We start from the raw sequence: 26,026 nt of genomic DNA, 5'->3' as shown, positions 1-26,026 counted from the left end.
GCCCGCTGTAGGGGTGGCCTTGCGTCGCGATGGGCCGCAAAGCGGCCCCCGTGCGCCACACAGCACATAATCACCAAACAGCCCATGCCCGCTGCGCTATGATCAGCCCCTGAGCCTCACTGCCGAGTCAGGAGCATGGAGCCCGATGACCCCACCCAGCGCCACCCTGGACACCAGTAGCCAACCGGCTTGCCTGCGCATTACCGGCGACTGGACGCTGGCGCATTACGCCAGCCTCAAGCGTGACAGCGAGCGCCTGCGTGCACAGTACGCCACCGATACCGTTGCCGATCTCAGCCAACTGGGGCGCCTGGATACCGCCGGGGCCTCGCTGCTGGCCGAGCTGCTCGGTGCCGAGCGCCTGTCGCACTGCACCGAGCAACTGCCCGAAGCCAGCCGCGCACTGCTGAAGAACGTGTATTGCTCTGTGCAGGACTACTGCATTCCGGTCAAGGAGCCCGAGCGCAACGTGCTGCTGTTGCTGCTGGAACGCATTGGTTGCGCAGTCGGCACCTTGTGGCAAGACAGCCTGCAGTTGCTCGGCTTCGTTGGCGTGATTCTCGAAACCCTCATGCGCCGCGCCCTGCAACCGCATCGCTGGCGCTTTACCCCGGTCGTCGCGCACATCGAACAGACCGGCCTGGATGCCGCGCCCATCGTCGCCTTGCTGACCTTCCTGGTGGGCGCGGTGGTAGCCTTCCTCGGCGCCACGGTGCTGGCTGATTTCGGCGCGACCATCTTCACCGTCGACCTGGTGGCCTTCTCGTTCCTGCGCGAGTTCGCCGTACTGCTGACCGCCATCCTCATGGCCGGCCGCACCGCCAGTGCGTTCACCGCACAGATCGGCTCGATGAAGGCCAACGAGGAGATCGACGCCATCCGCACCCTGGGCCTGAACCCCATGGAACTGCTGGTGGTGCCGCGGGTACTGGCCCTGCTGATTTCGCTGCCCTTGCTCACCTTTGTCGCGATGATCTGCGGCATCGTCGGCGGCGCGGTGGTATGTGCGCTGTCGCTGGACATTTCGCCAGCCATGTTCCTGTCGCTGCTGCAAAGCGACATCGGCGTACAACATTTCCTGGTGGGCCTGGCCAAGGCGCCGTTCTTCGCCTTCCTGATTGCCGCCATTGGCTGCCTGGAAGGCTTCAAGGTCAGCGGCAGCGCCGAATCGGTAGGGGCGCATACCACCTCGGCAGTGGTGCAGTCGATATTCGTGGTCATCGTGCTGGACGCGGTGGCCGCCCTGTTCTTCATGGAGATGGGCTGGTGAGTAGCCGGGAACGCGTGATCGAGGCGCGGGGCATCTGCAACCGCTTTGGCCGCCAGAGCGTGCATGAAAACCTCGACCTTGACCTGTACCGCGGCGAGATCCTCGCCGTGGTCGGCGGCTCAGGCAGCGGCAAATCGGTGTTGCTGCGCAGTATCATCGGCCTGCGACGGCCCAATGAGGGGCAGATCAAGGTGTTCGGCCAGGATCTGGCCGGCCTGCGCGAAGAGCAGCGCTCACTGGTCGAGCGGCGCTTCGGCGTGCTGTTCCAGAAGGGCGCGTTGTTTTCCTCGCTGACGGTGACCGAGAACGTGGCCTTGCCGCTGATCGAGCATGCCGGGCTGTCCCGCGCCGATGCCGAGCATCTGGCCGGGGTGAAGCTGGCCCTGGCCGGCTTGCCGATCTCAGCCGCTGACAAGTACCCGGCCTCGCTGTCCGGCGGCATGATCAAGCGCGCGGCACTGGCCCGTGCCCTGGCGCTGGACCCTGACATCCTGTTCCTCGACGAGCCCACCGCCGGCCTGGACCCGATTGGCGCCGCCGCCTTCGACCAACTGATCCTGACCCTGCGTGACGCGCTGGGCCTGTCGGTATTCCTTATCACCCACGACCTCGACACCTTGTACACCATCACCGACCGCATCGCCGTGCTGTCGCAGAAGAAGGTCCTGGTCGCCGGCCCACTGGCCGAGGTCGAACAGGCCAGCGACGCCTGGATTCAAGAATATTTTCATGGCCCACGCGGGCGCGCAGCCGAACAGGCCGCCGTCCGTGCCGGGCAGGAGCGCTGAACAATGGAAACCCGAGCCCATCACGTCCTTATCGGCCTGGTCACCGTCCTGGTGGTGGCCGGCGCCATGCTGTTCGGCCTGTGGCTGACCAAATCCAGTGTCGACGACGCCTTCAAGGATTACGAGGTGGTGTTCAACGAAGCCGTCTCCGGCCTGTCGCGCGGCAGCCCGGTGCAGTACAACGGGATCAAGGTGGGTGACGTGTCGACCCTGCGCCTGGACCCGAAAGACCCCCGCCGGGTACTGGCACGGGTGCGCCTGAGCGCGGACACCCCGGTGAAGGAAGACACCCAGGCCAAGCTGACCCTCGCCGGCGTGACCGGCAACTCGTTCATCCAGCTCAGCGGCGGCACTCCGCAAAGCCCTGAACTGAAAGGCAAGGACGGCAAGCTACCGGTGATCATCGCTTCGCCCTCGCCGATCTCGCGGCTGCTCAATGACAGCAGCGACCTGGTGACCAACATCAACCTGCTGCTGCACAACGCCAACGAGATGTTCTCCGACGACAACATTGGCCACCTCAGCAACACCCTGGCCAACCTCGACAAGACCACTGGCGCCTTCGCCGGCCAGCACGGCAGCATCACCCAGGCCATCGAGCAACTGGTGGAGGTGGGCAAGCAAGCCAGCGCCACCCTGGCTGAAACCCAGGCGCTGATGCGTAATGCCAATGGCCTGCTGGGCAGCGAGGGCAAACAGGCGATCGGCAGCGCCGAGCAGGCCATGCAGTCGTTGGCCGAAAGCACCGCAACCATCAACCGCCTGCTCGAGGACAACCGCGAAGCGATTGGCGACGGCGCCCAGGGCCTGAACCAACTCAGCCCGGCGATTCGCGAACTGCGCGAAACGCTCAACGCACTCAAGGGTATTTCCCGGCAGCTGGAGGCCGACCCCAGCGGCTACCTGCTAGGCCGCGACAACAACAAGGAGTTCCAGCCATGAAACCGTCGCTGCGCCTGCTGGCCCTGGCGGCTACGCTGAGCCTGGCCAATGCCTGCTCGATCCTGCCGCAGAGCGAGCCCGTCGACCTCTACCGCCTGCCGGTCAACCAACCCAGCCGCACGGTGCCAGCGCTGGACTGGTCACTGCGCCTGAACAAGCCGCTGGCCAGCGAGGTGCTGGCCGGTCCGCGGATTGCCGTGATTCCCCAGGGCAATGTGATCAGCAGCTACAAGGGTGCGCGCTGGAGCGACGCGGTGCCGGTGCTGCTGCGCAATCGCCTGCTGGATGGCTTTCAGCGTTACGGCCAGGTCCAGCGGCTGAGCGCCGACGACAGCAATCTGCAGGCCGACTTCGAACTGGCCGGCGAGCTGCAGGCGTTCCAGAGCGAATACCGCGCGGACGGGGTGGTGGAAGTGGTGATTCGCTATGACGCACGGCTGGTACAGGGGCGCACACAGCGAATCCTGGCCAGTAAACGCTTCGAAATCCGCAAACCATTGGCCGAACGGCAGGTGTCAGCGGTAGTCGCAGGCTTTGGCCAGGCTTGTGACCAGCTGACAGCGCAAGTGGTGGGCTGGACCATTGCCCAGGCAGGTAGCGTTCCCGCGCCCTGAAAGCCTGGCCGCGTTGTGTAGGAGCGGCCTTGCGTCGCGATGACGCGCGCAGCGACCCAGGCCAGCGTCAACGCAGAAATCGCCGGGGCCGCTCCGCGCCCCATCGCGACGCAAGGCCGCTCCTACAACAGCCCGTCGCGCAGCTAACTCAGGCGAAGAACCAGTAGCAGACGAAGATCGCCGCAATCACACCGCTCAACTCCGCCAGCAATGCGCAACCAACCGCATGGCGCACCCGCTGGATACCCACGGCACCGAAGTACACCGCCAGCACATAGAAGGTGGTTTCGGTGCTGCCCTGGATGGTCGCTGCCACCAGGGCGGGGAAGCTGTCGACGCCCTGGGTCTGCATGGTCTCGATCAGCATCGCCCGCGCGGCACTGCCGGAGAACGGCTTGACCAGCGCCGTGGGCAGGCCCTCGACGAAGCGGGTGTCCAGGCCCATCCAGGTCACCAGGTGGCGAATACCGTCGAGAGCCATCTCCAGGGCGCCAGACGCGCGCAGCACGCCCACCGCCACCAACATCGCCACCAGATAAGGCAGCAGGCCCTTGGCTACATCGAAACCTTCCTTGGCGCCTTCGATAAAGGCTTCATACACCTGCACCCGCCTCAGGGCACCAATCACCAGGAACAGGATGATCACGCCAAACAGGGTGAGATTGCCCAGGATCGACGACAGGCTGGCCAGCGCAGCCGCCGACAGGGTGCCGAGGAACGCCATGAAGCCGCCCAGCAGCAAGGCACCGGGGATCAGGTAGGCGAGCACCACCGGATCCCACAGGCGCAAGCGCTGCATCACCGCCACCGACAGCAGGCCGACCACGGTCGAGACACTGGTAGCCAGCAGGATGGGCAGGAACACCATGGTCGGGTCCGCTGCGCCCTGCTGCGCCCGGTACATGAAGATGGTCACCGGCAACAAGGTCAGCGACGAGGCGTTGAGCACCAGGAACAGAATTTGCGCATTGCTCGCCGTGGTGCTGCTGGGGTTCAGCTCCTGCAGTGCGCGCATGGCCTTCAGGCCGATCGGCGTGGCGGCATTGTCCAGGCCCAGGCCGTTGGCGGCAAAGTTCATGGTAATCAGGCCCAGGGCAGGGTGGCCGGGCGGGACCTCGGGCATCAGGCGGGCGAATAGCGGGCCAAGCACCTTGGCCAGCCACTCGACAATGCCAGCCTTCTCGGCAATCTTGAGAAAGCCCAGCCAAAGGGTCAGCGTGCCGAACAACAGCACCATGACCTCGACCGACAGCTTGGCCATGGCAAAGATGCTCTCCACCATGGCGGCGAAGATACCGGCGTTGCCGCCAACCAGCCATTGCGCCAGGGCGGAGACGGCCGCCACCAGGAAAAAACCAAGCCAAAGGCCGTTGAGCATCCGTGTATTCCCCCTGAAAAATGCCCGAATGATAGCGTATCGGGCCCCTCGCGACCGCTCCTACCGGAAGCCGTGAACACCCCGTAAAACAAAAAGCCCCGACAAGTCGGGGCTTCTGGTCAAAGGTGAGTGAGGCTTAGCGCTTGGCAGCTTCGCCAACCACCGCGGCTTCCTGTTTGTCGGCCATCAGCGAGGCGTAGTACTTCTCGCCCTTGGCAGCGTCGTACATGCCTTCCCAACGGGCGATGACCAGGGCTGCCAGGGCGTTGCCCACCACGTTCAAGGCGGTACGGGCCATGTCCATGATGCGGTCGACACCGGCGATGAAGGCCAGGCCTTCCAGCGGGATGCCCACACTGCCCAAGGTAGCCAGCAGGACCACGAAGGACACGCCTGGTACGCCAGCGATACCTTTGGAAGTGACCATCAGGGTCAGGACCAGCAGCAACTGCTGGCTCCACGACAGGTCGATACCGTACAGCTGGGCGATGAAGATGGCCGCGATGCTCTGGTACAGGGTCGAACCGTCAAGGTTGAAAGAGTAGCCGGTCGGTACCACGAACGAGCAGATCGACTTCGGCGCACCGTACTTCTCCATTTTCTCGATCACGCGCGGCAGCACGGTCTCCGAGCTGGAGGTGGAGTAGGCGAGGATCAGCTCATCTTTCATGATGCGCATGATCTTGATCACCGAGAAGCCGAACAGGCGAGCGACCAGGCCCAGCACCATGAAGGCGAAGAAGGCGATGGCGAAGTACACCAGCAGCACCAGCTTGGCCAGCGGCAGCAGCGAGCTGAAGCCGAAGTTGGCAACGGTCACGGCGATCAGGGCGAACACGCCGATCGGGGCGTAGTTCATGATCATGTGGGTGACCTTGAACATGGTCTCGGAAACCGCCTGGAAGGTACGTACCAGCGGGTCACGCAGCTCTGCCTGCAGGCTCGACAGGCCCAGGCCGAACATCACCGAGAAGAAGATGATCGGCAGCATTTCGCCACGCATCAGCGCTGCGAAGATGTTCGACGGGATCAGGTTGAGCAGGGTCTCGATGAAGGCATGCTCATGCTGCACTTCGGCTGCAGTAGCCTGGTACTTGGAGATGTCCACGGTACCCAGGGTACTCATGTCGATACCGGCGCCCGGGTGGAACAGGTTTGCCAGCACCAGACCCACGACAATGGCGACGGTGGTCACCACTTCGAAGTAGATGATGGTCTTCAGGCCGATGCTGCCGAGTTTTTTCGCGTCGCCAACCCCGGCGATACCCACGATCAGCGACGAAATCACGATCGGGACGACGATCATCTTGATCAGGCGAATGAAGATGTCACCAGCTGGCTGGAGGACGTTGCTGATCCACCATGCCTTTTCTGCACTGAAATGATTCAGTAGCGCGCCGATTGCAACACCCAGGATCAGACCGATGACGATCTGCCAGGCGAGGCTCAGTTTTGCCTTCTTCATGTCTTTACCCTTTGTTCTAGTGGTCATGGGCACCCGGCGGAACGCTTGTAACAGAGCCATTGCCCTGTTGATGGGCAACGGATGGTGCGTCCGACGAGTTCATGTAAGGACACCGCAGGCGAACGACAGAACGCTCGGCCGGCGAAAAAGGCCGCAACTATTGCGATGGCAAAGGGGGAAATCTAATGCCGGAAGCGCATACCCCATGCCGTTCCGGCATAGGTTTTTTGGCCCCCAGGATGAGTTCGCAAGTGCTTGATTTATAACGTTCGGAATCCCGAACAAGACCAAAGCGCCAATTTTCGGCAGATTTGGCGGAGTGGAAAGGGCTCTGAGGATGGCTTGTTCGACTATCCGAATGGCGCAAATGCCGCTTGATTGACGAGTCGGCTGTGGGAAAAAAAAATGATGTACGGTCGAAACAAAATGTGTCTCGGGAGGGAATTCGCGCAGGGGGGTAGAAGCTTGCTGTATGGCTCCTCGGAAGCCAGGTCTGGCCAGGTGCCCTTGTGGCACCGCCGACCTGATGCTTCCGATTCCGCCTTTCCTGACCCGGCCCAATACTGGAGGCACTCCCTGTACCCCTAGGCCACTCCGATCCTGTAGCAATCAGAACGGCCCGGCCCCTTGGTCATGTGCTGCCCCTCCTCGGGGCGGCGCATCATAGAAGGCCGAACTATAGAAAGGTTCGGCTTCTATTACGTGACAGTGCGTGACTCTTCACCCGTACCGCGCAGGCGCTCAGTACCAGTTCGGGTCACGCTTGAGCTGCTCTTGCAGCATCGCCTTCATGCCGTCGTCCGGCTTACCCAACCAGCGATACTGCGCGTGGCGGGTCGGCGATTTGTCCTTGGGCAAGCCTTCGGGTACCTCCACGAGCATCCCGTAGGCATCGTCCTTGTCCCAGCTGAACGCCACGATCAGGCGTTTGTAGGTGCAGTTGTCCTGTCGTTCACACAACGGCCCAACCAGATACTTGTCGCCATCTTCGGTAACGGCCGACATCTGCTGCTGGGAACTGCCGGTCAGATTGACCACCCAATCGGGCAGGCGTTCCTCGCCTTTGATTGCGTCCTGCCAGGTTTCCCGATATTCAGGGTCCGAGCCGAGCAGTTGGTCGACCCGGACCTGGCCGTCATTGGCCGCCATCGCCACCGCACTGCCGCCCATCAACAGGGCGCCAGCCAGGGCTGTCCAATGCTTCCTGCCCATCTTCAACCTCGTCCACGTCCAAAGAAGAAGGAGGCTACGAACAGCACCAGGAAGACAATGAACAGAATCTTCGCGATACCTGTTGCAGCGCCTGCGATACCACCGAAGCCCAATACCGCGGCGACAATGGCGATGATGAGGAAAGTGATAGCCCAGCTCAGCATGATGGTTCTCCTTTCTTTATCGAAATCGATCTGGCCGTCGGGTCAGAAGACCCAGCGATCCTGCGGCACGACAGTTTCCACAGTGGCCGGCGAAGGCTTGGCCTGGCCGTCTGAAATCGGCCCGGTGGCCTTGACCAGGGTGTTGGCACGAGTCGCCTGGATCTGGGTCAACAGGGCGGTCTGCGCCGCCACTTGCTCGGCCAGGCGCGCAGTCTGCCAGCTGTAGTAGAACAGGCCAGCGGCCAAGGTCAGCAGCAGCGCCATGGCGAGTGAAAGCATCTGGCGCAGAGGCAGTGCGGCGTCTTGCGAGCGGTTGACGGGTTGACGGTTCATGCCGGCTCCTCCTGCTGTAATTTTTGTTCAATCCTGAACAGGTTATTGCAGCCTGCATGCCAGTCTGGGAAGCTCGATTAAATCGTTATATTTCAATGAGTTATATATACAGGCCAACCCAGCGTAGCTCGTATCCTGCACGATGCCCGCCTGGCCGTCGTGCGAATTGCACGATCGTTCAGCCCTCGACCTTGGTCGCCACCTTGAGCAGGTCGGCATCCACGCCCCGCACACCGACGATTTGCCGGGCGATCTCGACGGCAATGGTTTTCTGTTCACTGCTGACCACCTCGCCTGACAACCGTACCAGGCCTTCTTCACTGGCCACTTTCAGGTTCAGGCCGTCAAGGTTGCGACTGAAGCGGTAGCTGTTCTGGATTTTATCGATGATCCAGCTGTCGCTCGGTTGCGGCCCGGTCGGCACGCCCGCCGGGGTTTCCCTGCCCTTGGCCATGGCAGCGGAATCAAGGCTGACCAGGTTGTTCACCAGTTGCACGCCATCGGTGGTACGCGCCACCACGCCTGCAAGTTCCTTGGCTTCGGCACTGTCGACCTTGCCGCGCAGGGTCACCACGCCCTCGCTGCTTTGTACATCTATAGGGGCGTTCTCGGTGGTGCGGCTCCACAGCAGCCGGGCGCGGATAACTGCCGCCAGGGTGGCGTCTTCCAGACGCTGGGCGTAGGCGCGTAATTCCAGCGGGCGCTCCACCAGCTGGGCGTTGACCCGCAGCTGGTTGTCCACCCTGTCGATGCCGCGGGTGGCCAGGGCTACCTGCTCGGCCAACTGGCGCTCGACGTCGTTCTCCACTTCACCGGAAAGCCGCGCCTGCTTGCCGTTTACTTCGACGTCGATCCGGAACAGGTCGAGCATGCGGTTGAGCGACAGGGCTGTTTGCAGCGCACCTTCAAGGCGCGCGTCCTGTACCGGGTCGGCGAATGCCGGGGTGAACACCGGCAGCAAGGCGGCCGCCAACAAGGCAGTACGCAGGTGAAAGGTCATGGCGGTGCCTCCTTCTGTAGGCAAATACTGAAAATCGTCGCAACCAATGTGCCATTGGGCATCTCTAAGCAAATCATCGGAATAGCGCGGCCTCTGGGCTTTGATTGGCTATTGGCTAGCATGCAAAGGACAGATTCCTTCAGAATTGACCATGCAACTTGCCCGATTTTTCCCACACTAATTTGAACACCTACCCCTAAGGAGCGCAGGAACATGGAATCAGCTCAGGACACTCAAGGCCGCATTCTGCTGGTGGATGACGAGTCCGCGATCCTGCGCACTTTCCGCTACTGCCTGGAGGACGAGGGCTATAGCGTGGCCACGGCCAACAGCGCGGCGCAGGCCGAAACCCTGTTGCAGCGCCAGGTATTCGACCTGTGTTTCCTCGATTTGCGCCTGGGCGAAGACAACGGGCTCGACGTGCTGGCACAAATGCGTATCCAGGCCCCCTGGATGCGAGTGGTGATCGTGACTGCGCACTCGGCGATCGACACGGCAGTGGATGCGATCCAGGCCGGCGCGGCCGATTACCTGGTCAAGCCGTGCAGCCCCGACCAGCTGCGCCTGGCCACTGCCAAGCAGCTGGAAGTGCGCCAATTGTCTGCACGCCTGGAAGCCCTCGAAGGCGAAGTGCGCAAGCCCAAGGACGGCCTGGACTCGCACAGCCCGGCGATGATGGCGGTGCTGGAAACCGCCCGCCAGGTTGCCACCACCGACGCCAATATCCTCATCCTTGGTGAGTCCGGTACCGGTAAAGGCGAACTGGCCCGGGCCATCCATGGCTGGAGCAAGCGGGCGCGCAAAGCCTGCGTGACCATCAACTGCCCGTCGCTGAACGCCGAACTGATGGAAAGCGAGCTGTTCGGCCACACCCGCGGCGCCTTTACCGGCGCCAGCGAAAGCACCTTGGGGCGGGTCAACCAGGCCGACGGCGGCACGCTGTTCCTCGACGAAATCGGTGATTTCCCACTGACCTTGCAGCCAAAGCTGCTGCGCTTCATTCAGGACAAGGAGTACGAGCGCGTCGGCGACCCAGTCACCCGCCGTGCCGATGTGCGTATCCTCGCCGCCACCAACCTCAACCTCGAAGAAATGGTGCGCGAAAGCCGCTTCCGTGAAGACTTGCTGTACCGCCTGAACGTCATCACCCTGCACCTGCCGCCGCTGCGCGAGCGCAGTGAAGATATCCTGACCCTGGCCGACCGCTTCCTCGCCCGCTTCGTCAAGGAATACTCCCGACCCGCGCGCGGGTTCAGTGACGAAGCCCGAACAGCGCTGCTCAACTACCGCTGGCCCGGCAACATCCGTGAATTGCGTAACGTGGTGGAACGGGCCAGCATCATCTGCCCGCAGGAGCGCGTGGAAGTCAGCCACCTGGGCATGGGCGAGCAGCCCGCAGGCAACACCCCGCGCGTTGGCGCGGCCCTGAGCCTGGATGAGCTGGAGCGCGCCCATATCGGCGCAGTGCTGGCTGCCAGCGACACCCTGGACCAAGCCGCCAAGACCCTGGGCATCGATGCCTCCACCCTGTACCGCAAGCGCAAGCAGTACAACCTATGAAGTGGCCACCCATGAAGCTGCGCACGCGGCTGTTCCTCAGCATTTCGGCGCTGGTTACCGTGGCGCTGCTTGGCCTGTTGCTGGGGTTGGTCAGTGTTCTGCAGATGGCCGCAGTGCAACAGCGATTGGTGCGCGATACCACCCATGTCCTGGAGGTTGGGCTGAAACTGCGGCAGAACCTCGGCGAACAGATGACCCTGATTCTTGACGAGGACACCACCCCGGAAAGCCTGCGGCTGCTGCAGGAAGATTTCCAGACCCTGCTCAATCAGGCTCTGGAACAGGGCGGCGAGCGTCCCAGCTTCAGCAAGGCCAGCAGCAATTACCAGGCATTTCTCCAGGCCTACCGGGAGAGCGCCGCGCCCGCCCGCAGCATGGGTGCAGAGCAGCCGCTGGGCGCCGCCTTCAATCAGGTTCGCAGCGACCTGATCGATTCCCACAAACAGGCTTTGGAGCATATTACCCGCAGCGAGGAACGCACCCGCGACCACGCCTTGCTGATCAGCGGCGCGCTTGGCCTGATGGGCCTGGTAGTGCTGGTGCTGGGCTTCGTCACTGCACACAACATCGCGCGGCGCTTTGGCCAGCCGATCGAAGCACTGGCCAAAGCGGCCGACCAGCTTGGCGAAGGCAATTTCGATGTCACCCTGCCGGTGACCCAGGCCGCCGAGCTCAACCAGCTGACCCGCCGCTTCGGCCTGATGGCCGAAGCCCTGCGCAAGCACCAGGCCACCAATGTCGATGAACTGCTGGCCGGCCAGCAACGCCTGCAGGCCGTACTCGACAGCATCGACGACGGCTTGCTGATCATTGACCGCCAAGGCCGCCTGGAACACCTCAACCCTGTGGCCCAGCGCCAGCTGGGCTGGTCCGACAGCCGCGTGGGAAGCAGCCTGGCCGACGCCTTGCAGCGCCCGGAACTGGAACAACAGATTCGCCAGGTGCTGCGCGGCGGCAACCTCGACCGCCCACCGGACGACCTGAACATCGAGGTCGATGAAGAAACCCGCCTGCTCACCTACAGCCTGACCCCGGTCAGCCACCCACAAGGGCCGATCCTCGGTGCGGTGATGGTGTTGCATGATGTGACCGAGCAACGCGCTTTCGAGCGCGTGCGCAGCGAGTTCGTGCTGCGCGCTTCTCACGAGCTGCGCACCCCGGTAACCGGCATGCACATGGCCTTCGGGCTGCTGCGCGAGCGCCTCAAGTTCCCACCAGAGGCTCGCGAGCAGGACCTGCTGGAAACCATCGGCGAAGAAATGCAGCGCCTTACCCAGTTGATCAATGACTTGCTCAACTTCAGTCGCTACCAGAGCGGGCTGCAGAAGCTCGAGCTGGCCCCGTGCGCCATCGACGAGCTGCTGGAGCGCGCGCAAATGCGCTTTGCCGAACAGGCAGCGCATAAGCAGATCGAGCTGATCCGAGAGCTGGAATCGCCGTTGCCACGCATCCAGGCCGACGTCGCCCAACTCGACCGGGTCCTGGACAACCTGTTGCACAACGCCATCCGCCATACCGCCAGCGGCGGGCGGATTCGCCTGCATGCACGGCGCCATGCGGAACGGGTGATCATCAGCGTCGAGGATAACGGCGAGGGCATCGCCTATGGGCAGCAGGGGCGCATCTTCGAACCGTTCGTGCAGGTAGGGCGCAAGAAGGGCGGGGCTGGCTTGGGGCTGGCGCTGTGCAAGGAGATCGTACAGCTGCATGGCGGGCGCATGGGGGTTTTCTCCCGGCCAGGGCAGGGCACCCAGTTCTACATGGCGCTGCCGGCCTGACGCCCGCGGGTCACCAACTCGGCAAACTGGCGGGCATTCAACGGCCGGGCAAATAACCAGCCCTGGCCATAATGAACCCCTTCGCTACTAAGCAGTAGCGCCTGGTCCTCGCTCTCGATGCCTTCGGCAATCACCCGCAGATGCAGGTCATGGGCCATGCGGATGATATGCGGGGCGACCCCACTGCTGGCGGCGTCATGCCCCAAGGCATCGATGAACGCCTTGTCGATCTTCAGGCAATCCACCGGCAGGGTCTGCAGATAAGCCAGGCTGCAATAACCCGTGCCGAAATCATCGATCAACACCTGATGGCCCACCGCCCGCAGCGCCTGCAGGTTATCGCGCGCCACCACCACATCGATCAGGCCACGCTCGGTCACTTCGAAGGCAATCTGCCTGGCCGCCACTTTGTGCAAGGCCAGCAGGCGTGCCGCCACCCGGCCAATCCGCGGCACCATCACATCGCAAGCCGCGAGGTTCACCGAAATGTACAAGTCGGGGTGCGAGCGCAGCAGCTGGCCCAATTGCTCCAGCACTCGCTGCAGGACAAAGTCGGTGATCTGGCGAATCTGCCCGGTGTTTTCCGCCAGCGGAATGAACAGCTCCGGGCTGGTCAGCGTCCCGTCCGGGCGGCGCCAGCGCACCAGGGCCTCGGCCCCTACGCAGCGCCGGCTGTCGAGTTCGAAGATCGGCTGATAGAGCACCTGCAGCTCACCGCGACGCAAGGCGTTCTGCAATTCCGAACTCATCGAGCGCTTTTGCAGGATCAATTGCAGCACCACCCAGCCGATGAAGCAGGCGGCCAGCACGCTGCCGGGGAACAGTAGCCACAGCATGCCGTTCATCCTCAGCGGCAGTTTCGCCCGCGGGGCGATCAGCACCAGCTGGTAATCCGGTGACTTGGTCGGCATGCGGTAGATCAAGCGGTCGCTGAGTTCAAGCAACGACTTCTGGCCGGTCGACCAGGCCGAGGGTGGCGGCCAGACCTGCGGAGGGCCCAGGACCGGAATGGCCCGGGCGCCATTGTCCAATACCACCACCAGGCTACCGCCTGGGGGCAGGTCGACCACATCGGTCAGGTGGCCACGGGAGGTGGACACCACGAACTTGCCTCGCCCCAGCATCAGCGCGGCCAGGTTCTCATTCGGCTCGGTCGTGGTGTTCAGCCAATAACTGTAGGTCGGTCCCTGAATGTCAGGGGCACGCAAGCGTTCAAAGGCCCGCTCGTCACCACGGCTGGAGCAGGCGACGCTCCCATCCACGTACGCCGCCTCATAAATGAACCGCGAACTCAGGCTTACCTGCTGCAATGTCGTGAGCATTGCCGGGCTGCAACCACGCAAGGGCTGGGCCTGCAACAGGTCGACCCCTTCACGCAACTGGCCGAACACCTGCTCCAGGCGCTCCAGAAAGCGTTCACCCTGGGCATTCATCTGTTCGCTCTCGCTTTGCTTCATCTGCTGCAAGGCAATGCCGAGGCTGGCGGATAGCAACAGTGCGGCACTGGCCAATGCTGCCATGGTGGCCAGCAACCAGGGATGGAAAAAAATTTGGCGCAGCAACACGATGAGCGCTGACATCGACGGCATCCAGTTGATTACTAAGGTATAGCAACTGGATCGTGAATCACCTTTGCCGTCTGGCGCCTGGATTGAACCTCTGCCGACCGCTGCGACAGGCTTAGCGCATGCGGTTGAGTACCTGCAGCATCGCCGCCGTCTGGGCATCCGGCATGCCGTCGAAACGCTGTGGGCGGAAGCGCATCTGGAAGGCGGCGATCACATGGCGGGTGGCGACATCCAGCACTCCGGTTTGCTCGATCGCATAGCCAAACCGCGCCAACTCCTGCTGATACCAGCCGACACTGGGTGGGTTGACGCTGAAATAGGCCTGCTGGCGCGCCACTGCATTGGCATCCGGCCAGATCCCCAGCCCGGCATCGGCCAGCCGCTTCCAGGGGAACAGTGGCCCCGGATCCAGCTTGCGCAGCGGCGCGATGTCGCTGTGGCCGATGATATGGCGAGGCTCGATGTGGTTACGTTTCACGATGTCCTTGAGCAGCGCGATCAGCGACTGGATCTGCGCTTCGCTGTAAGGGTGCCAGACCCGGCCGTTCGGCGTATCGGTAAAGCCGGGGTTGACGATTTCGATACCAATGGAAGAAGAATTCAGCCAGGTTCGCCCCTGCCACTGGCTGTCACCGGCATGCCAGGCGCGACGGCTCTCATCCACCAGCTGGTACACCGTGCCCGGGCCATCGCCAATCAGGTAGTGGCTGCTGACCTCGCCATGGGTCAGCAACGCCAGGGACCGATCCAGCGAAGCATTGGTGTAATGGAGGACAACGAACTGGATACGGTTGTCCTGGTTGGCCGAAGGATGACTACGGTCGATGCGCAGGCCCGTCGAGCAACCGGCGACAGACAACAGCAAGAAGGAAATCAGCGTTCTTTTAAGCGTGGAAAGCACGTCAGTGGCCTCAGCGTGTGAGCGCTACAGTATAACGTGCTCCCCGGTACCGTGCGTGCCGCGATTCAGCAGCAACCCATTAGGCCTGCTCGACGCGATTGCGGCCCAGGTCCTTGGCCCGGTACAGCGCCGCATCGGCGCGCTTGAGCACCTGGTCGCCACGCTCGCCGGAACGGAACGCACTCAAGCCGATGGACGTGGTGATCACCACCCGCTCGCCCTTGAAGTGGAACGGGCACGCCTCGACCGCGGCGCGCAGTGCCTCGGCCACCTCGGCAGCCGCTGCCAGCGAGGTCTGCGGCAGCAACAGGACAAACTCTTCGCCACCAAACCGGGCGATGAACCCGCGACCGTTCAAGCGTTTACGCAACTGGTCGGCGACGATTTTCAATACCTTGTCCCCTGCCAGGTGCCCGTAGCTGTCGTTGATGCGTTTGAAATGGTCAAGGTCGAGGATCGCCATCGTCAGGTGGCCACCCTTATCCTGCCACTCGATCATTTCGCGCTCGACCCGCTCGCTCCATGCCGCACGGTTGGGCAGGCCGGTAAGCGGGTCGAGCAAGGCTTTCTGCCGCTGTTCTTCCAGGTGCTCGCGATAGCCGAGCGCCTCTTGCTCCATGTTCGCCACCCGCTCCGACAACCCTTGCAGGCGGCCTGCCAGCTCCTGCTCGCGGCGATCGCGCTCATGCTTGTGCTGGTCCATGGTTACCAGCAAGCCTTCCAGGCGGTTGTCCAGGATGTGCTTGAGGCTGTCCACATCGGCAGCACCTTGCACGCTGCTTTGCAGCCCGTCGACGTGCTCGCGCAGCTGGTTATCCAGCTCGCGGGCAGCAGAACTGTTATCGGCATGGCCAACACTGGCCTCGTGCAGGTGGCTCTGGAAACCTTCCAGGCGCTCATTGAGCTGCTGCAGGTAGGTTTCGAATTCATGCTGGCCGCTGTCGGTGATCGCCAGCATCAGCACGGCCAGGTCATCCAGCACCGGGATCAGCTCATACCAGTTCAAGCCGCGGGCAACCCGTTCACGCATCTCCAGCGCCTGGGCCTTGTGCCGCTCGGGCAGGCTGAGATCATCGAGCAGGCCGAGCAGGGTCTGCTCGATATGCGCAGCCACCTGGCTGTAGGGCGGCTCGACCGCATCCGGCAGGGCATAGGTGCCGTCTTCGCCCGGGGTTTCCTCAGGTATTTGTGGCGGCTCTGCTTCAGCCAGCGGCTCGCCACCGGAGGCTGGCGGTAGGGGTTCGTCGTGCGCAGCTGGCGGCGGCAACGGGGCTGGCGATAGTTCGGCCGTTTCGATCAACGCCGGGCCAGGCACTTCCAGCTCGGCCTCCGCGGCCACGGGTACTTCGTCAACAATGGCTTGAGGAGCTGGTAGCGGCTGCAACGCATCCACATCGTCGGCCTGCACGGCATCAAACGCCTGGGGCTGCGTCGTTTCAGCAGGCAGCGCCACCGCTACAGGCGTCGGCACGCCTGGGGTGTCTTCTTCACGGCTGCCGAACAGGCGCTGCAACAAACCCGGCCGGGCCTCTTCCCCACGCTTGCCCAAGGCTGACAGCGCGCGGCCCTGCAAGCCGCTCAGTTCACCCAGCAGCGGCGGCAGATCGCGTGACTGGGCGACGCCGCCTTCGAGCTTCTTCGCCAGTTTTTTCAACGGCCGCGAGACTTCGTTCGGCAGCGGCAGGCCTTGCAGTTGGCCAACCAGGGCGGTCAACGCGTCGCCGACCTGGTTCATGCGGGTTTCCCGGCGCTGCTCGGAATCCAGCACCGCTTTCTCCAGGCGCGGAATCAGGCCGGCGAGGCCAGCGTCCATGTTGTCGCTGCGGATGACCTCGCGCATTTCCTTCATGCACTGGTCCACCACCTTGTCACTGCCTTCGGCAGCCAGCGTGCTGCGGACCAGGCCGCGGCGCAGCAAGTCGAGACGGGCCTCCCAACGGCGCTCGAGCCGTTCCTGCTGCTCGATGCTCTTAAGGTATTTTTCTTTCCAGCGCTCAGCGTCTTCAGTCATGCCCGGGTCCGCAAACGGTGATGGCAATTAGCTTGGGACCGGCAGCGTATCCACAGTCAATGCATCAGGCAATCGAATCTCGACGGCAACAGGAAGGTGATCAGAAATTGGCTGAGCCAGCACCTCGACACGCTCCAGCGTGAGGCTTGGGCTGAGCAGGATGTGGTCCAGGCAACGCTGTGGCCGCCAGCTCGGGAAGGTGGCCTCGACTTGCGGGGCAATCAGGCCCAGGTCGCGCAGCGGCGAGTGCTCCAGCAGGTCGGTAGCATGGGTGTTCATGTCGCCCATCAACACCTGGTGACGGTAGCCGCCAATCAGCTCGCGAATGTAGCCCAGCTGCAGCGCACGGGTCTTGGCGCCAAGGGCCAGGTGCATCATGACCACGATCAGGGCATCGTCACCCTCGCCGAAACGCACCAGGATCGCTCCGCGCCCAGCCGGGCCGGGTAACGGATGATCTTCCAGCACGTGTGGCTTGATGCGGCTGAGCACCCCATTGCTGTGCTGGGCAAAACGCCCGAGGTTGCGGTTGAGCTGCTGGTACCAGTAGGGGAAAGCACCCAGGTGGGCAAGGTGTTCGACCTGGTTGACGTAGCCCGAACGCAGGCTGCCACCATCGGCCTCCTGCAAGGCCACCAAGTCGAAGTCACCCAGCAGTTTGCCGATCTTCTGCAGGTTGCCGGCACGCCCGTTGTGCGGCAGCAGGTGCTGCCAGCTGCGGGTGAGGTAATGCCGATAACGCTCGGTGCTGATACCCACCTGAATGTTGAAACTGAGCAGCCGCAGGCGACCATCCTCAGGCAGGCCAGGGGCCTGCAGGTGATGCTCGTTGACCTGCGGCTGGTGCAGGCCAATGCCACGCGTGGACCTGAAGCGGGGCATGGGGCTGCGCCGCCTACTTAGCGGCGCGCTCCTTGTCGATCAGCTGGTCGGCAACATTCAGCACACCTTCCGGCCCGCCAGCGGTACCCAGGTCGAAGCGGTACTTGCCGTTGACCACCATGCTTGGTACGCCGGTGATTTCGTACTTCTTCGCCAGTTCCTTGGCCTGGTTGACCTGGCCCTTGATGGCGAACGAGTCGTAGGTGGCAAGGAACTTGTCCTTGTCCACGCCTTGGGTGGCGAGGAATTCGGCCATGTCATTCTTGTCGGTCAGGCGCTTGTGCTGGTTCTGAATGGCATCGAACACCGCCGCGTGTACCTTGTGCTCGACGCCCATGGCCTCGAGGGTCAGGAACATCTGGCCGTGTGCATCCCATGGGCCACCGAACATGGCCGGTACGCGCTTGAAGTTGACGTCCTTGGGCAGCTTTTCAACCCAAGGGTTGATGGTAGGCTCGAAGTGGTAGCAGTGTGGGCAGCCGTACCAGAACAGCTCGACGACTTCGATCTTGCCAGGCACGGAAACCGGAACAGGGTTGCTCAGCTCGATGTATTCCTTGCCAGCCACTGGCTCCGCGGCCTGGACGGCAGTCATACCGAATACGCTGGCGGCGACCAGCGCAGCGCTGAGAATCAGTTTACGCATGCTTTACTCCTGAGCAGTCTTGGGTCGCCCCGACGCGACCTGCACTGTGACAGGCCGGGAAGGGCTCGAGTTCTGTAGTGTAACGGCTGCGGACTGAAAAAAGGGCGGTCCGGCCGCCCTTTCATCATTGGCATACAACATTAACTGAAAGTTAATGCGTCGCCTGTAATGGCCCTATCGCCGGCAAGCCAGCTCCCAGCTCGACCGCATCGACCTCAGGCGATGGAGTACCTGTGGCAGCAGGCTTGCCAGCGACAGGGCCATTGCCGGCTGTTGAAGGCCTCAGTGCAGCCCCTGGATGTAGCTGGCCAACGCCTCGATATCGTGGTTGCTCAGCTTGCCGGCAATGGTGCGCATGGTCATGGCATCGCCATCATTGGTGCGGTTGCCTTCGCGGAAATCGGTGAGCTGCTTGGTCACATACTGTGCGTGCTGGCCGCCCAGGTGCGGGAAACCGGCCAAGGCGATGCCGGCGCCATTGGGTGAGTGGCAACCGGTGCAGGCTGGCATGCCTTTCTCCAGGTCGCCGCCGTTGAACAGCGCACGGCCACGCTCGACGAGCTTGGGATCGGCAGCGCCGACGCTGCCTTTCTGGCTGGAGAAGTAGGCGGCGATATCAGCCAGGTCCTGGTCATTGAAATTGGCCAGCATACCGGTCATTTCCAGCACGGTGCGCTTGCCCGACTTGATATCGTGCAACTGCTTTTCGAGGTAGCGCTGGCCTTGGCCGGCCAGTTTCGGGAAGTTCGGTGCCAGGCTGTTGCCGTCGGGGTTGTGGCAGGCGCCACAGACGGCGGTCTTGGCCTGGCCGGCGGCGGCATCGCCTTTGATAGGTTGCGCAGCAGTGGCCGCACCTGCGACACCCAGGGTCAACAGCAGACTCACGACTAGTTTGTTCATCAGCTAATCCAACACGGCTAAGGGTGAAATGTTATGTATCGGGACTGCCACTCATCCAAAGGATGACCAAACGGTAGTCCTCGGCACTGCAGTCCATGCACAATCCACGCGGCGGCATAGCCTTGAAACCCTGGGTCACGTGCTTCACCAGTACCTCCATGCCTTGCGCCAGCCTTGGCTCCCATGCTGCCCGATCACCCTGCCTGGGTGCCTGTGGCAACTGCCCGGTGTGACAGGCCGCACACGTGCGGTTGTACAACACCTCGGGATCCTGTGTAGCCTGTGCGCTGAAAAACGGCAGGAACATACCGACAGCAAGCAGCCATTTCGCCATGCGGAACGACCTTCAGGGTTGGGGGCCGCGCTGCGTTCTGTTGCGCGAGCTATTGTTCGACACCCCATGCTCGTTCCCCTTTGCCGGGAGAATGAGCACACAAAAACTGGGGCATTATATACTTCCGCCATCCAAACGGAAACGACACCGCTTGCCAGGCTCGGGCCTACAGAGTCAGGCAACACCCACATCGGATATCCCATGCAAGTCAAGAACCCCATCCTCGGCCTCTGCCAGAAAGCCACATTCGCCCTCAGCGCTGCCAAGGTCGAACAATGCCCGGACGACCTGGGTTACGAGGTGGCTTTCGCCGGCCGCTCCAACGCCGGCAAATCCAGCGCCCTCAACACCCTGACTCATGCCAGCCTGGCGCGTACCTCGAAAACCCCCGGGCGCACCCAGCTGTTGAATTTCTTCAGTCTGGACGATGAACGGCGTTTGGTCGACCTGCCGGGCTACGGTTATGCAAAAGTGCCGATTCCGCTGAAGCAACATTGGCAGAAACACCTGGAAGCCTACCTCGGCAGCCGGGAATGCCTGCGTGGCGTCATCCTGATGATGGACGTACGCCACCCGATGACCGACTTCGACAAGATGATGCTCGACTGGGCCAAGGCCAGCAGCATGCCAATGCACATCCTGCTGACCAAGGCCGACAAGCTGACCCACGGCGCAGGCAAGAACACCCTGCTCAAGGTGCAATCGGAAATCCGCAAGGGCTGGGGCGATGGCGTGACCATCCAGCTGTTCTCGGCACCCAAGCGCCTGGGCGTGGAAGAGGCCTACCGGGTGCTGGCGGGCTGGATGGAGCTGGAAGACAAGCCAGTGGCCTGAAGGCCTGCGCGTCTTTGTGTAGGCGCGACACAAGGCCGCGCCTACACAAAGACCGCATCGCCAAGGAATTCCGGGCAAAAAAAACCCCGGACTTCGTATGGGGAGGGGGAAGTTCGGGGTCCAAGTCCGGACCGCTAGGGCGGGGTCCAGATATCTGCCAACACTTAACACAACATAGGAGCATCGAAAGGCTTCACCAGCCATTCAGATACTCTGAGTTCCGCTTCACCGGTTTAGTTCCGAAGCCCTGGAAACTATTTGCGATAGTTTCATGAAGCGTCAGTACCCATGGCACTGGGCGGTGCCAGGATCCGCGTCCCTACGTCGCAGATCCTACACAGCTTTACCTGCTCGATCAGTGAGCTTCGTCCCAATTCGCGCCAATTCCTGCTTCAACCAGCAACGGCACATCCAGCTGCGCCGCCTGGCTCATGTGCTGGCGAATTTCATCTTTGACCTGGTCTACCAGGTCTTCGCGTACCTCCAGCACCAGTTCGTCGTGGACCTGGAGGATGACCCGGGCATCCAGCCCGCTTTCGCTCAGCCAGTTATCCACATTGACCATGGCACGCTTGATGATGTCGGCGGCGGTGCCCTGCATCGGCGCGTTGATCGCGGTGCGCTCGGCGCCTTTGCGCAAGGCCGGGTTCTTGGCATTGATGTCCGGCAGGTACAGGCGCCGGCCAAACAGGGTTTCGACAAAGCCTTGCGCGGCAGCCTGGGCACGGGTGCGCTCCATGTAGGCCAATACGCCAGGGTAGCGAGTGAAATAGCGGTCGATATAGTCCTGCGACTGCTTGCGATCGACACCGATCTGCTTGGCCAGGCCAAACGCGCTCATGCCATAGATCAGGCCGAAGTTGATGGCCTTGGCGCTGCGGCGCTGGTCGTTGGTGACGTCTTCCAGGGCCACGCCGAACACTTCCGCCGCTGTGGCACGGTGCACGTCCAGGTTGTTGCGGAAGGCATGCAGCAAGCCTTCGTCCTTGGCCAGGTGGGCCATGATGCGCAGCTCGATCTGCGAGTAGTCGGCCGCCAGCAACTTGTAGCCCGGGCTGGCGACGAAGGCCTGGCGGATGCGCCGCCCTTCGGCCGTACGAATCGGGATGTTCTGCAGGTTCGGGTCGCTCGAGGACAACCGGCCAGTAGCCGCCACCGCCTGCTGATAGGAGGTGTGGATACGCCCGGTGCGTGGGTTGATCTGCCCTGGCAGCTTGTCCGTGTAGGTGCTCTTGAGCTTGCTCAGGCTGCGGTACTGCATCAATACCTCGGGCAGCGGATAGCCTTGCTCGGCCAGTTCGTCGAGCACCGCTTCTGCAGTGGATGGCTGGCCCTTGGTGGTCTTGCTCAGCACTGGCATGCCCAGCTTGTCATAGAGGATCGCGCCCAACTGCTTGGGCGAGCCGAGGTTGAATTCCTCACCCGCCAGCTCATAGGCGCGCTGCTCCAGCTCGGCCATCTTCACCCCCAGCTCGCCGCTCTGCACCCGCAGCAACGCAGCGTCGACCAGCGCCCCCTGGCGCTCGATCTTGGCCAGCACCGGCACCAGCGGCATCTCGATGTCCATCAGTACCGGCTGCACGCTCGGTGTCTGCGCCAGGCGCGCCTGCAACGCGTGGTGCAGGCGCAGGGTGATGTCGGCATCTTCGGCGGCGTAGGGGCCGGCCTTGTCCAGGTGGATCTGGTTGAAGGTCAGCTGCTTGGCGCCCTTGCCGGCGATGTCCTCGAAGGCAATGGTGGTGTGGTCGAGGTACTTCTGCGCCAGGCTATCCATGTCATGCCGGGTGGCCGTGGAGTTCAACACATACGACTCGAGCATGGTGTCATAGGCTACGCCGCGCATTTCGATGGCCGGCGTGCCATTGGCGAGGATGTTGATATCGTATTTGGCGTTCTGCCCGACCTTGGCCTTGGCCGGGTCTTCGAGCAACGGCTTGAGTGCCTGCAGCACGCTGTCACGGTCCAACTGCGCTGGCGCACCCTCATAATCATGGGCCAGCGGCACGTAGGCCGCTTCATGCGGCTCGACGGCGAACGACAGGCCAACCAGCTGCGCCTGCTGGGCATCCAGGCTGGTGGTCTCGGTGTCGAACGCGAACAGCGGTGCCTGGCGCAGCTTCTCCAGCCAGACTTGGAAACGGGCCGGGTCAAGAATGGTTTCGTACCGGGGCTCGACCTTGGCCACAGGTTCGGCGATCGGCGCGATGTCATCACCGGCCTTCGCCGCGTCGCGCTGCACTTCGGCGACCCAGCTCTTGAACTCCATTTCAGTGTACAACGCCAGCAGCGCTTCGCGATCCGGCTCCCCGCATACCAGGGCGTCGACCTCGATTTCCAGCGGCACATCAACCTTGATGGTGGCCAGCTCATACGACAGGAACGCCGCGTCGCGGTGCTCTTCGAGCTTGGCCGGCAGGGTCTTGGCGCCGCGAATGGGCAGCGTCGGGACCTTGTCCAGGTTGGCATAGAGGTCGCTGAGGCCGCCGCCGATGCCGGTCAGCAGGCCCACTGCAGTTTTTTCGCCGACACCCGGCACGCCAGGGATGTTGTCGACCTTGTCGCCCATCAGGGCCAGGAAGTCGATGATATGTTCCGGGCCGACGCCAAATTTCTCGTGCACGCCAGCAACGTCCAGCACGCTTCCGGTCATGGTGTTGACCAAGGTAATGTGCCCGTCCACCAGCTGCGCCATGTCCTTGTCACCGGTCGAGATGATCACCGGCCGGCCAAGGGCGGCACTGCTGCGCGCCAGGGTGCCGATCACGTCGTCGGCCTCGACACCCTCGACGCACAGCAGCGGGTAGCCCAGCGCCTTGACGCTGGCGTGCAGCGGCTCGATCTGCAGGCGCAGGTCGTCCGGCATGCTCGGGCGGTTGGCCTTGTACTCGGCAAACATGGCATCGCGGAAGGTGCCGCCCTTGGCGTCGAACACCACCGCAAAGAGGCTGTCGGGGTATTGCTTGCGCAGGCTCTTGAGCATGTTCAGCACCCCCTTCACCGCGCCGGTCGGCATGCCCTTGGAGGTGGTCAACGGCGGCAGCGCATGGAAGGCGCGGTACAGGTAGGAGGAACCGTCCACCAGGACGAGGGGCGCTTGGCTCATGAGCAGAATCAACCTTTTCGACGGGTCCGGCGCTAGAATAGCCAGAATCATTGACGACAAAGGGACAAGGTTATCATGCGTACACTCAATCGCCTGTTACTGCTCGGTCTGTTGGCAACCATGCCTGTCGTCACCCTGGCGGCGGACGACGCCCCCTCGGCCGATCCCGAGGTGACCATTCGCACGGAAGGCGACAAAACCATCCAGGAATACCGGCAGAACGGATTCCTGTATGCGATCAAGATCACGCCGAAACACGGCAAGCCTTATTTCCTGGTACGCGCCGATGGCTCTGATGGCAATTTCATTCGATCCGACCAGCCGGACATGCTGATTCCGTCCTGGAAGATCTTCGAGTGGTAATCTGACGCGCACCGTTCACATCAACCTGGCACTTCCCGGCGGAAGTGCCCGTATGGGCAACTTTTCATCATGTCAGTCTTCACCCCCGTGACCCGGCCTGAGCTGGAAACCTTTCTGGCACCGTACGAGCTGGGCCGTCTGCTCGACTTCCAGGGCATTGCCGCCGGCACCGAGAACAGCAATTTCTTCGTCAGCCTCGAACAGGGGGAGTTCGTCCTGACGCTGATCGAGCGCGGGCCCAGCGAGGACATGCCGTTCTTCATCGAGCTGCTCGACACCCTGCACGCCGCCGACATGCCAGTGCCCTATGCAATACGGGACCGCGACGGCAACGGCCTGCGTGAACTGTGTGGCAAGCCGGCATTGCTGCAGCCACGGCTGTCGGGCAAGCACATCAAGGCGCCGAACGCCCAGCACTGTGCCCAAGTTGGCGAATTGCTGGCGCACATTCACTTGGCCACCCGCGAGCACATCATCGAGCGCCGTACCGACCGCGGCCTGGACTGGATGCTGGCTTCCGGTGCCGAGCTGCTGCCGCGCCTGACCACCGAGCAAGCCGCGCTGCTGCAACCAGCGCTGGATGAAATCCGCGCGCACAAGGCGCAGATCCTGGCCCTGCCACGGGCCAATCTGCACGCCGACCTGTTCCGCGACAACGTGATGTTCGAAGGTACCCACCTGACCGGTGTAATCGACTTCTACAATGCGTGTTCCGGGCCGATGCTGTATGACATCGCCATTACCGTGAATGACTGGTGCCTGGATGAGCACGGCGCTGTGGATGTACCGCGTGCCCAGGCGTTGCTGGCCGCTTACGCGGCGTTGCGACCATTTACCGCTGCCGAGGCCGAGCTGTGGCCGGAAATGTTGCGGGTAGGGTGCGTCCGCTTCTGGCTATCGCGCCTGATCGCCGCAGAGTCGTTTGCCGGAATGGACGTGATGATCCACGACCCGAGCGAGTTCGAAGTGCGCCTGGCGCAGCGCCAGCAGGTGGCCTTGCACCTGCCGTTCGCCCTCTAGACCGCGTCTGCTTCTTCGCGGGCAAGCCCGCGAAGAAGCCGGAACAGGCTTACAGCTGTTCCAGGCACCCGGCCAGGTCGCCACCCAGCTTTTCCAGCAAGCGCTCATAGCCCCGGCCATCCACCGGGTCGCTACCGCCCAGGGCGTCCAGCTCGGCCAGCCGCACCGGCAGGCCGGCAGTCAGCGTCTCGGCCAGGCGCGGCCGCAACGGCGGCTCGCTGAATACACAGGTCTTGCCCACTTCCTGCAGGCGCTTGCGCATGGCGGCCACATGCTGCGCGCCGGGCTGCACCTCGGCTGCCACGGTGAACACGCCGGTATGTTTCAGGCCGTACTCGGCTTCGAAATAATCGAACGCTTCGTGGAACACGAAGTACGGCTTGCCGGCAATACCGGCCACCCGCGCCTTGATCCGCCCGTCCAATGCGTCCAGGCGTTCCTCGAAGGCCTTCAGGTTGCTCTGGTAGCGCGCCGCATTGGCCGGGTCGACCTGGGCCAGGTCGGCGGCCATCTTCGCGGCGATTACCCGTGCATTGACCGATGATAGCCACAGGTGCGCGTCCAGGCTGCCTGGACGGTGATCGTGGTCATGGTCGTCATGGTCTTCCTCTTCATGGGACTGGCTGTCCTCGCCAAAGTGGCGCAATTTCAGGCCTGGCAGCGACTGCACGGCGACCGTCGGCTTGCTGCGATTGCCCAGTACCCGCGGCAGAAAGTTTTCCATGTCCGGGCCGATCCAGTACAGCAGATCGGCGTCCGCCACCCGCCGTACATCGGACGGTCGCAACGCATAATGGTGCGGTGATGCGCCCGGCGGCAGCAAGACCTCGGGGCTGCCGACACCATCCTGCACGGCAGCGGCAATCTGCTGCAGGGGTTTGATAGTGGTCAGCACGCGTACGTCGGCTTGGGCGGAAAATGCGATAAAAGCGACAAACAGAGCTAGGAATCGGGACACGG

Annotated in this window: 24 protein-coding genes; 9 read left to right on the top strand and 15 right to left on the bottom strand. The window is 62.7% G+C overall.

Translation table 11 applies throughout. The features are described 5' to 3' along the window. The first annotated feature begins 145 nt into the window (after positions 1 to 145). From ACJA3S_RS00520 to ACJA3S_RS00505, 4 genes are read left to right on the top strand one after another with little or no spacing between them, the layout of a single operon-like run. Positions 146 to 1,270, top strand: coding sequence for an ABC transporter permease (locus ACJA3S_RS00520; RefSeq protein WP_406820526.1), 1,125 nt, complete (start codon positions 146 to 148; stop codon positions 1,268 to 1,270). After that, positions 1,267 to 2,058: an ABC transporter ATP-binding protein gene (locus ACJA3S_RS00515; protein ID WP_406820525.1), complete on the top strand. Its 792-nt coding sequence runs from the start codon at positions 1,267 to 1,269 to the stop codon at positions 2,056 to 2,058. Before ACJA3S_RS00520 ends, ACJA3S_RS00515 begins: the two co-directional genes overlap by 4 nt. A gap of 3 nt (positions 2,059 to 2,061) precedes the next feature. Next, positions 2,062 to 3,000 (top strand): MlaD family protein, encoded by a 939-nt coding sequence (locus ACJA3S_RS00510; RefSeq protein WP_406820524.1) that lies wholly within the window; start codon positions 2,062 to 2,064, stop codon positions 2,998 to 3,000. Further along, positions 2,997 to 3,614, top strand: coding sequence for an ABC-type transport auxiliary lipoprotein family protein (locus ACJA3S_RS00505; RefSeq protein ID WP_406820523.1), 618 nt, complete (start codon positions 2,997 to 2,999; stop codon positions 3,612 to 3,614). Before ACJA3S_RS00510 ends, ACJA3S_RS00505 begins: the two co-directional genes overlap by 4 nt. 148 nt (positions 3,615 to 3,762) lie before the next feature. Here ACJA3S_RS00505 and ACJA3S_RS00500 read toward each other — a convergent pair whose 3' ends face one another. From ACJA3S_RS00500 to ACJA3S_RS00475, 6 genes are all read right to left on the bottom strand, one after another. Continuing rightward, positions 3,763 to 4,992, bottom strand: a complete 1,230-nt coding sequence (locus ACJA3S_RS00500) for a nucleoside recognition domain-containing protein (protein WP_406820522.1) — start codon at positions 4,990 to 4,992, stop codon at positions 3,763 to 3,765. A 136-nt stretch (positions 4,993 to 5,128) separates the two neighbouring features. Beyond that, positions 5,129 to 6,457, bottom strand: a complete 1,329-nt coding sequence (gene gltP, locus ACJA3S_RS00495) for a glutamate/aspartate:proton symporter GltP (RefSeq protein WP_406820521.1) — start codon at positions 6,455 to 6,457, stop codon at positions 5,129 to 5,131. Positions 6,458 to 7,198: 741 nt separating this feature from the next. Further along, on the bottom strand, positions 7,199 to 7,669 hold the full coding sequence (locus ACJA3S_RS00490) for an inhibitor of vertebrate lysozyme family protein (protein ID WP_406820520.1): 471 nt from the start codon (positions 7,667 to 7,669) through the stop codon (positions 7,199 to 7,201). Positions 7,670 to 7,671: 2 nt separating this feature from the next. After that, positions 7,672 to 7,833 carry a DUF1328 domain-containing protein gene (locus ACJA3S_RS00485; protein ID WP_003252966.1) on the bottom strand — a complete coding sequence of 54 codons (162 nt, stop codon included), beginning with the start codon at positions 7,831 to 7,833 and terminating at the stop codon, positions 7,672 to 7,674. 42 nt (positions 7,834 to 7,875) lie between these two features. Then, positions 7,876 to 8,166 carry a hypothetical protein gene (locus ACJA3S_RS00480; protein ID WP_406820519.1) on the bottom strand — a complete coding sequence of 97 codons (291 nt, stop codon included), beginning with the start codon at positions 8,164 to 8,166 and terminating at the stop codon, positions 7,876 to 7,878. Positions 8,167 to 8,344: 178 nt separating this feature from the next. Next, positions 8,345 to 9,166, bottom strand: a complete 822-nt coding sequence (locus ACJA3S_RS00475; RefSeq protein ID WP_406820518.1) for a BON domain-containing protein — start codon at positions 9,164 to 9,166, stop codon at positions 8,345 to 8,347. Positions 9,167 to 9,379: 213 nt separating this feature from the next. On the opposite strand from ACJA3S_RS00475, the gene algB reads away from it, so the two are divergent. Together algB and ACJA3S_RS00465 are read left to right on the top strand one after the other, a co-directional pair. Continuing rightward, entirely contained in the window at positions 9,380 to 10,726 is a 1,347-nt protein-coding gene (gene algB / locus ACJA3S_RS00470; RefSeq protein ID WP_170027695.1) for a sigma-54-dependent response regulator transcription factor AlgB, read from the top strand. Then, complete coding sequence (locus ACJA3S_RS00465) at positions 10,723 to 12,504, top strand: KinB sensor domain-containing domain (protein WP_406820517.1); 1,782 nt, start codon at positions 10,723 to 10,725, stop codon at positions 12,502 to 12,504. Before algB ends, ACJA3S_RS00465 begins: the two co-directional genes overlap by 4 nt. Here ACJA3S_RS00465 and ACJA3S_RS00460 read toward each other — a convergent pair. From ACJA3S_RS00460 to ACJA3S_RS00430, 7 genes are all read right to left on the bottom strand, one after another. Further along, positions 12,483 to 14,084, bottom strand: a complete 1,602-nt coding sequence (locus ACJA3S_RS00460; RefSeq protein ID WP_406820516.1) for an EAL domain-containing protein — start codon at positions 14,082 to 14,084, stop codon at positions 12,483 to 12,485. The genes ACJA3S_RS00465 and ACJA3S_RS00460 overlap by 22 nt on opposite strands. A gap of 100 nt (positions 14,085 to 14,184) precedes the next feature. After that, positions 14,185 to 14,973, bottom strand: a complete 789-nt coding sequence (locus ACJA3S_RS00455) for an N-acetylmuramoyl-L-alanine amidase (protein WP_170027692.1) — start codon at positions 14,971 to 14,973, stop codon at positions 14,185 to 14,187. A 79-nt stretch (positions 14,974 to 15,052) separates the two neighbouring features. Beyond that, a complete protein-coding gene (locus ACJA3S_RS00450) occupies positions 15,053 to 16,984 on the bottom strand; it encodes a GGDEF domain-containing protein (protein WP_406820515.1) in 1,932 nt (643 codons plus the stop codon). A gap of 27 nt (positions 16,985 to 17,011) precedes the next feature. Continuing rightward, entirely contained in the window at positions 17,012 to 17,866 is an 855-nt protein-coding gene (locus ACJA3S_RS00445; protein WP_170027689.1) for an endonuclease/exonuclease/phosphatase family protein, read from the bottom strand. Between the two features lie 13 nt (positions 17,867 to 17,879). Then, positions 17,880 to 18,512 (bottom strand): thiol:disulfide interchange protein DsbA, encoded by a 633-nt coding sequence (gene dsbA, locus ACJA3S_RS00440; protein WP_170027687.1) that lies wholly within the window; start codon positions 18,510 to 18,512, stop codon positions 17,880 to 17,882. Between the two features lie 282 nt (positions 18,513 to 18,794). Further along, a complete protein-coding gene (locus ACJA3S_RS00435) occupies positions 18,795 to 19,412 on the bottom strand; it encodes a cytochrome c (RefSeq protein ID WP_170027685.1) in 618 nt (205 codons plus the stop codon). Between the two features lie 31 nt (positions 19,413 to 19,443). Beyond that, positions 19,444 to 19,746 carry a cytochrome c5 family protein gene (locus tag ACJA3S_RS00430; RefSeq protein WP_114167648.1) on the bottom strand — a complete coding sequence of 101 codons (303 nt, stop codon included), beginning with the start codon at positions 19,744 to 19,746 and terminating at the stop codon, positions 19,444 to 19,446. Positions 19,747 to 19,947: 201 nt separating this feature from the next. On the opposite strand from ACJA3S_RS00430, the gene yihA reads away from it, so the two are divergent. Then, the gene (gene yihA, locus ACJA3S_RS00425; protein WP_406820514.1) at positions 19,948 to 20,580 is read left to right on the top strand and encodes a ribosome biogenesis GTP-binding protein YihA/YsxC; all 633 of its coding nucleotides are present in this window, start codon (positions 19,948 to 19,950) and stop codon (positions 20,578 to 20,580) included. A 355-nt stretch (positions 20,581 to 20,935) separates the two neighbouring features. Here yihA and polA read toward each other — a convergent pair whose 3' ends face one another. Further along, positions 20,936 to 23,683, bottom strand: coding sequence for a DNA polymerase I (gene polA, locus ACJA3S_RS00420; protein WP_406820513.1), 2,748 nt, complete (start codon positions 23,681 to 23,683; stop codon positions 20,936 to 20,938). 75 nt (positions 23,684 to 23,758) lie between these two features. Here polA and ACJA3S_RS00415 point away from each other — a divergent pair, with 75 nt between their 5' ends. Both ACJA3S_RS00415 and ACJA3S_RS00410 read left to right on the top strand, forming a co-directional pair. Further along, positions 23,759 to 24,046: a DUF2782 domain-containing protein gene (locus ACJA3S_RS00415; protein ID WP_170027677.1), complete on the top strand. Its 288-nt coding sequence runs from the start codon at positions 23,759 to 23,761 to the stop codon at positions 24,044 to 24,046. Between the two features lie 69 nt (positions 24,047 to 24,115). Further along, on the top strand, positions 24,116 to 25,066 hold the full coding sequence (locus tag ACJA3S_RS00410; protein WP_406820512.1) for a homoserine kinase: 951 nt from the start codon (positions 24,116 to 24,118) through the stop codon (positions 25,064 to 25,066). Between the two features lie 49 nt (positions 25,067 to 25,115). Here the strand turns inward: ACJA3S_RS00410 and ACJA3S_RS00405 are convergent, their stop codons facing one another. Next, positions 25,116 to 26,024 carry a zinc ABC transporter substrate-binding protein gene (locus ACJA3S_RS00405; protein WP_406820511.1) on the bottom strand — a complete coding sequence of 303 codons (909 nt, stop codon included), beginning with the start codon at positions 26,022 to 26,024 and terminating at the stop codon, positions 25,116 to 25,118. Between the last annotated feature and the right edge of the window lie 2 nt (positions 26,025 to 26,026).

The organism is Pseudomonas sp. KnCO4, assembly GCF_045344305.1.
GTDB classification, from domain to species: domain Bacteria; phylum Pseudomonadota; class Gammaproteobacteria; order Pseudomonadales; family Pseudomonadaceae; genus Aquipseudomonas; species Aquipseudomonas anuradhapurensis.
This window is presented reverse-complemented; position numbering and strand designations above follow the sequence as displayed.